A 5,809-nucleotide genomic window follows, 5' to 3' on the forward strand; every position below is an offset into this window, starting at 1 on the left:
CGACCGCGCCGGCTCAAGCCCCAAGAGTCAGACCTTCGGGCGCTGGGTATTACTCACGTTCTCGAATTGTATCGTTGGGCGAACGCCCGAGGGGACGTGCGAATCGATTCCCGCAACCTGGATCTAGAGGAGGTGGGCGTTGTCGCCGCGCCGTCTGCGCCGCAAGCGCGCCCCTTCACCTACGAGGAGTGGAGGCGCCTACGAAAGGCGATCGGCTCGCTTCCAAGCGATCCTGGCTACGCCCCGGAGCGTCCAGAGAAGGCACCGTGCCGTGACCGCCTGATGTGTGAGATCGCGATTCACACCGGCATGCGCCGCCATGAAATCTGCGCTCTCACAATTTATCAGATCTGGTCACTTGAGCCTAGATTGCCGGAGGAGGAGGCCGGCCAAGAGTTCGCCGCGAAAGGGCTCTGGCTCACCGTGGTCAAAGGCGGAGCGAAGCGCGCGCGCGATGCAGTCTTCCCGGTGTGGCTGATCCGGGAGCTGCTCCGCTACATCGATGGTGCAGAGCGGGAGAAGGCTGCTGAGATCTATGCAAAGAACCACCGTGGGCGCAAGCCGTCCGCGCTTTTTTTGAACCATGCTTGGTCGCGCCACGCACCGGGCGAAGTCTTCTCAGAGAAGCGGCTGACCGCTCGGTTCACCGAGATTGTGGTGAAAGCAGGGTTCGTGGAGCGTGTTGAACGGACCGACCCGAGCACCGGAGAGATGCGCACGACAGAACGGCCCACTCATAGTATCCACGATCTGAGGCACACAGCGGCCGTGTGGCGCTACATGGTCGAGCGAAAACTTGGCAATCCCGACCCTTGGAAGCCGGTCCAAGTGATGCTGGGGCACGCGCAAAAAGAAACGACCACAAGAACATACCTTCGAATCACGAACACATTCGAGGCGGAAGTCAGCGATGCGGCTCTTCGGTACTTCCGGGAAATTGCCGCCTCTGCTCCCTATACACAGGTTATCGACTGATGAAGGGTTTATTTCAGCAGTTTGACCGTGTAGCCGAGTTCCCCCATGCCAAACGTGGGCGTGTTCTTAACGATGAGAACGGGAAGACGATCGTAAGTATCTATGATCCCCGTGAGACACAATCTCAGTACAAGACCGATGCGTTCGCCGCTTGGGATGCCGTCCCAGGTTTGAAGGAAGTCGCAATCAAGGCTTACATCAGGAATGCCACAAATGGCTCGGTAACCTCCCACATGACAAGGAAGACTAATGCCGAACATTTCAGGCTGTTTGCCAAACACATGGTGGCGGTTGGGTTAGATGATCGGACGCCGGAGACGCTAACCTTTTACGACTGCGAGGACCTTATTTCCTACGTGGCATCACTCGAGCTTGTGCGGCCTCATGACGCGCTTATGCCGCTCCGCTCGCTCGTGGATGAAATTTGGAAGGACCCGGCGCTCGACGGCAAACGCGATCCGCACCTGTTCGTGCGAAAAGCGCCGTTTCCAGGATCTTCCCTCAGGGGCGGCAAGCGCGAGGTCCTCGACGACGCGCTCTGGGGCGACATCATCGCTAAGGCCGCCGCGGAGGTCCGCCGGATCATGGCGAACGTGGAGAGGTTCAGGCTGGCCTTGGACCGGCGGAGGGCTTCCACCGAGTGGACGCCGAAGATGCTCATTACAAGGACGGACTGCGCTGTCTGGGCGTACGAGACGTTCGGTCCCAAGCTCCCGTCCTTCCGTCACATCAAGGAAAACCACTCTCCTTATTGGCACAGGATCATGAGAGTCGCAGGGGGGTGGAAAGAGGTCCTGCCACTAATCCACCCCACCCTTTCATCGCAGATGCCCTTCATCGCTCTCTTTGGCTGCTACACGTTGTTCAATAAGGCGGTGCTGACGGAGCTTTCGCTGGACGACGTGGATTATACGGAGTTGGCCGGAACCAAGCGCGTAATATTTACTCCTCTCAAGAAGAGAGCGGGAAAGAGACAGCTCCGTTCTTTTGCCCTCGACGATGCTCCGGATCACCCGGACGTCATGTTTCGGTTTCTTAAGGAGTACACGAAGGATCTGCGAGGCATGGTGGAGGACGGCTTCAGAAATCGGATCTTCCTCTTTTTGACCTTGATGTCGAGCAATGCCGCCGAAGGCGCTCCCTCAGCTTTCACAGGACTCACGACCGGGAGTGGCTCAGAAGACAGCCGATTCACATACGCCTGGAACGCCTGGTGCAAGGAGCAGGGGTTTGAGGGAACGACCTTCTCATCGCTTCGCGTGACAGGCCTGAATCTGGCTCACCGGGTCTTCGCTGGCGACGTCCAGGCCATCGCTGCGTTGGCGTCGCACTCATCGCTCGAGGTGTTCGATCATCATTACAAGAGCGCGCACTCGCGGGCCCGGAATGATCGCAGGATGGGAAAAGCCATGCTCCTACGGGAGCGGATGCTGAAGTCGGGAGGGGCAGTCGATCCGACGCGCCGGCTGCGCGGCGAGAGCGTCGAGGCGGCAACACCCGGCTTTGGGTGCCTGGACCCATTCCATAGTCCGATAGCCGGCCAGAAAGAAGGGCGACCCTGTACTGCCTACGGGCAGTGTCCTGACTGCCCACTAGCGACAACGAACACGCAGGTACCTGCAAACCTCGTGCGGATGAAGCAAATGGAAGCCGAATACGTGGACGCCATTAACTACCTCGCCCCGCACTACTGGCGTGACAAATACAGCCGGCACCTAGCCACGCTGCGGACGGAGTGGCTTCCAATGTTTGCCGACGAGGGTGTCGTGAACGAGGCCGTCCGCATGCAAGTCAAGACGTTGCCGCCGCTCACCTGATGGCTCGACCCCGCGCGACAAAGGCCGCTAGCGCAGGCCACTCTTTGGACAGCCAGGACGACGCCCCCACGAAGGCTGGCCCGCTCCTCACCCTGGAGGATCTGAAGCGCCATGAGGTGCGCCAAAAGGGATGGATCTCCCCGTGGAGTCGTTGGACCGATTCGACTTGGTACTTCGCTGATGTGGCGAGGGCCGGACGCGAATACGCGGCGGCCAACTGGGACTTCGAGATTCACATCGACGGCCGAAGGTTCCTTGAGCCGGAGTTCGAAGAGCTCCGCGAAACCTCAAAGATCGTCATCTACTGCCTGCATAGATTTCCAAGCCTTCGGCACAGTCTAAAAGCACAAACTGTCAACGAGATCGCAATCGGTCTCCGCTACTTCGTACGGTGGATGGTTGCAAGCGGCCGAACACGTCTGGACCAGATCGATGATGACGCGCTCGCCGAGTTCGAAGACTTCCTGATCGAGGACAAGACGAATGCGGACTTGGACGAAGCGCTCTCGTCCTCCTCGATCGCCCGCTATGCCCGCGGGCCCTTCCTGTTTTGGGAAGAGCGTGCCCGCTTGGAGGCGGCCGGGTACCCGACCATGCCGGGACTGCCGTGGCCTGGCGAGACCCATCACTCGGTTGGTAACCGCCTCGCTAAAGCAGCGCTCGGCCAGATCTGGCCGATCCCTAAGGAGATCCTTGTCCCTCTCCTGAACCGGGCCGAGTGGTTCTTGGAGGGGCCTGCCTCTGATATCATTGAGATAACAAAGTTTCTCGCCGCCGAACTTCCGGCTGCGCGCGCATCTGCAGGCGAGAATAGGGCGACCCAGGCAAGCCTTGGGCGGTATCTAGTCTCGAAGGTCAAGTTCTCCACCTTCGATGGGAGCGAACCGTGGCACGGGCCGCTGACCGACGAACATGAGCGGGTCGGTGCGAAGACCCTGACCTTGAAAAAGGAGTCCTCGGTCGAGTTGGCCCGCGACCTCGCCCAGGACGTAATGGGCGCGGCGTCGATGATGCTTCAAGGCTCAGCGGGCCTGCGAGTTAGCGAAATCGAGATGCTGCAAGCAGGCGGGCTGGATGAGAAGACAGACCTGCCAGATTGCGTCGAGGTTAAAGTCGACGACACCTCGACCATCGAGCTATTCTACCTCAAGGGGTTCCTGGTTAAGACAACGAAGGTTAGGGAGCATGCCGAATGGCTTATCGGGGCCAGGGTCGTAGGAGCAAACCACGTCCCGCCGCCCGTCCTTGCCTTGCAGCGGGTGTACGAACTGTCCCGAATTCTGGGCAGCCGCGAGACAGGCGGCCGCTTGTTCATCGGCTCTGCAGGGGGGCCTTGGAACTACCTCATTGGCAACTCTAAGCCCCTCGACGGCGGCCAGATCCAAGCACTTCAACGAGCCTTCGCGGCTACTTGGGTAGATTACGCTCTGCTGGACCGGACGGATGTCCTGAGGACGCATGGCTGGCGGAAGAGCTTCGCGCAGTTCATCTTCAACGCGGATCCAAACCTCGGTCCGGCGCTGACGCAACACTACAAGCACTTGTCCATGGCGATGACCATGGAGTTTTACGTTACGAACGATCCTGCCCTCCTTGGCTATCTGGACTCCGAACGGGCGATGGAAACAGCTCGCGATCTCTATGAGATCTCAACGGGCCGCGTAGCTGCGGCGGGACGCCTGGGCGGCCTGATTACCGATCACCTGGCCCAGATCAAGGAGATCGCCAAAGACAAAGATAGGGAAGCAGTGATTGCCGCTCTTTATACTTACGTTGGTCAAAATCAAATCCACTTCTGGTTCTTGGAATGGGGGAACTGCGGCATCGCATTGGCTCCCCAACAGGCCGCCTGTCATCGGGAAGCCGGGACAACGTCTTGGCGGAATCTCACGCCAAACTTCGGTTATCGGGATCTGGACGTCTGCATCGGTTGCTCCCGCCTGCTCGTTTTAAAACGGCATCTGCCATTTTGGGAGGAGCGCTATGCGCGGCTGCGCAAGGCTTGGGACAACATGGATGCGGATCTGAGCCCCGCGTTCAAGGCAGCCATCCACAAAAAGGTTTTGCAGTCCAAGGCCATGATCCGCGCTTTGTCTGACGGCGCGAGCCAGGGGGCCGGACCTATAAAAGGACATGCCCCGTGACCGCAAAGGCGGAACGCGGCCGCCGCTCCGAGGCGGCATACCAAGACCTGTCTGATGCGCTGAACCGGCTGATGGACGGAAGGCCCAAGAACCAGCAACTCAAGAAGCTGGTTAGAGAGAAAAAGCTGAAGATCACGATCAAATCCGTTGCTCTGGAAGCCAAAAGGTCGCGGACTCTCATTGGTAGCGAGGATTGTCGTTTCCCAGATATTCGGGCGCGCATTCTCAAGGCTGGCCGAGGCGAGGACAAGCCTGTGACCACTGTGTCAAGATTGGCAGCCTCCTACCGAGCGGCGAATATGAAGCTCCGTAGTGAGATTCAGGTCTCGCAATGCCAACAGGCGTTGCTGCTGGCCCGCCTGATCGAAGCGGAGCGCCGGGCCACGAGCGCGGAGCGGGAACTCGCCGCCGCAAAGGCCCACGCGCCCGATCAAGCGGCGGGCGAAGAGGAGCAACACCGCGGCTCCACACTCGTGCTTAAAATTCCGACAAGTCCACGTGGGGGACGAAAGAGGTGACCGCAATCAAGAGTGGTCAACAGGCCGGCGCAGAGAATGCGGATCGCATCCGAGCCTACCTTGAGGATCTAGCGGCAACAGGACAGCACCTCCCGCAGCGGGACGGCAAATCCAATATGCCGGACACTGCCCTGGCTGCAGGCGTGGACCGGCAGCTCTACAAGAACCCGGCGGCCAATGCCGCCGCAGAGCAAGCGGCCGCCAGCCTCAGCCCCGAGGCCTACGATCAGCGGCCCGAACCATAAGTCCGCGACATGCCTTTTCGCAAAAGTATGAGATGGCGTGTTTGTGCAGGGCATCGCCACCTTGTTGCATCGGTCGCCCGCCTGGGTGGCTTCGGGTAGGGTGAGGCCGG

General features: G+C 59.7%; 5 protein-coding genes. All 5 read left to right on the forward strand.

Annotated features, from left to right (window positions below; genetic code table 11):
• Window positions 1–975, forward strand: a 975-nt coding sequence (locus AC5JJ6_RS38240; protein WP_496047058.1) for a tyrosine-type recombinase/integrase, incomplete at its 5' end; no start/stop codon positions are given.
• Complete coding sequence (locus AC5JJ6_RS38245) at window positions 975–2,792, forward strand: hypothetical protein (protein ID WP_496047059.1); 1,818 nt, start codon at window positions 975–977, stop codon at window positions 2,790–2,792. The genes AC5JJ6_RS38240 and AC5JJ6_RS38245, both read left to right, overlap by 1 nt.
• Before the next feature lie 44 nt (window positions 2,793–2,836).
• Window positions 2,837–4,936 (forward strand): hypothetical protein, encoded by a 2,100-nt coding sequence (locus AC5JJ6_RS38250; protein ID WP_496047060.1) that lies wholly within the window; start codon window positions 2,837–2,839, stop codon window positions 4,934–4,936.
• Window positions 4,933–5,454, forward strand: a complete 522-nt coding sequence (locus AC5JJ6_RS38255) for a hypothetical protein (RefSeq protein ID WP_496047061.1) — start codon at window positions 4,933–4,935, stop codon at window positions 5,452–5,454. Before AC5JJ6_RS38250 ends, AC5JJ6_RS38255 begins: the two co-directional genes overlap by 4 nt.
• On the forward strand, window positions 5,451–5,699 hold the full coding sequence (locus tag AC5JJ6_RS38260; protein WP_496047062.1) for a hypothetical protein: 249 nt from the start codon (window positions 5,451–5,453) through the stop codon (window positions 5,697–5,699). The genes AC5JJ6_RS38255 and AC5JJ6_RS38260 overlap by 4 nt, the downstream gene beginning before the upstream one ends.
• Window positions 5,700–5,809: the final 110 nt, after the last annotated feature.

The organism is Skermanella sp. (assembly GCF_059503625.1).

Bases quoted from the DNA above. Each gene is read 5' to 3' on its own strand.
- AC5JJ6_RS38245 (WP_496047059.1), top strand. From the start codon at position 975: ATGAAGGGTTTATTTCAGCAGTTTGACCGTGTAGCCGAGTTCCCCCAT.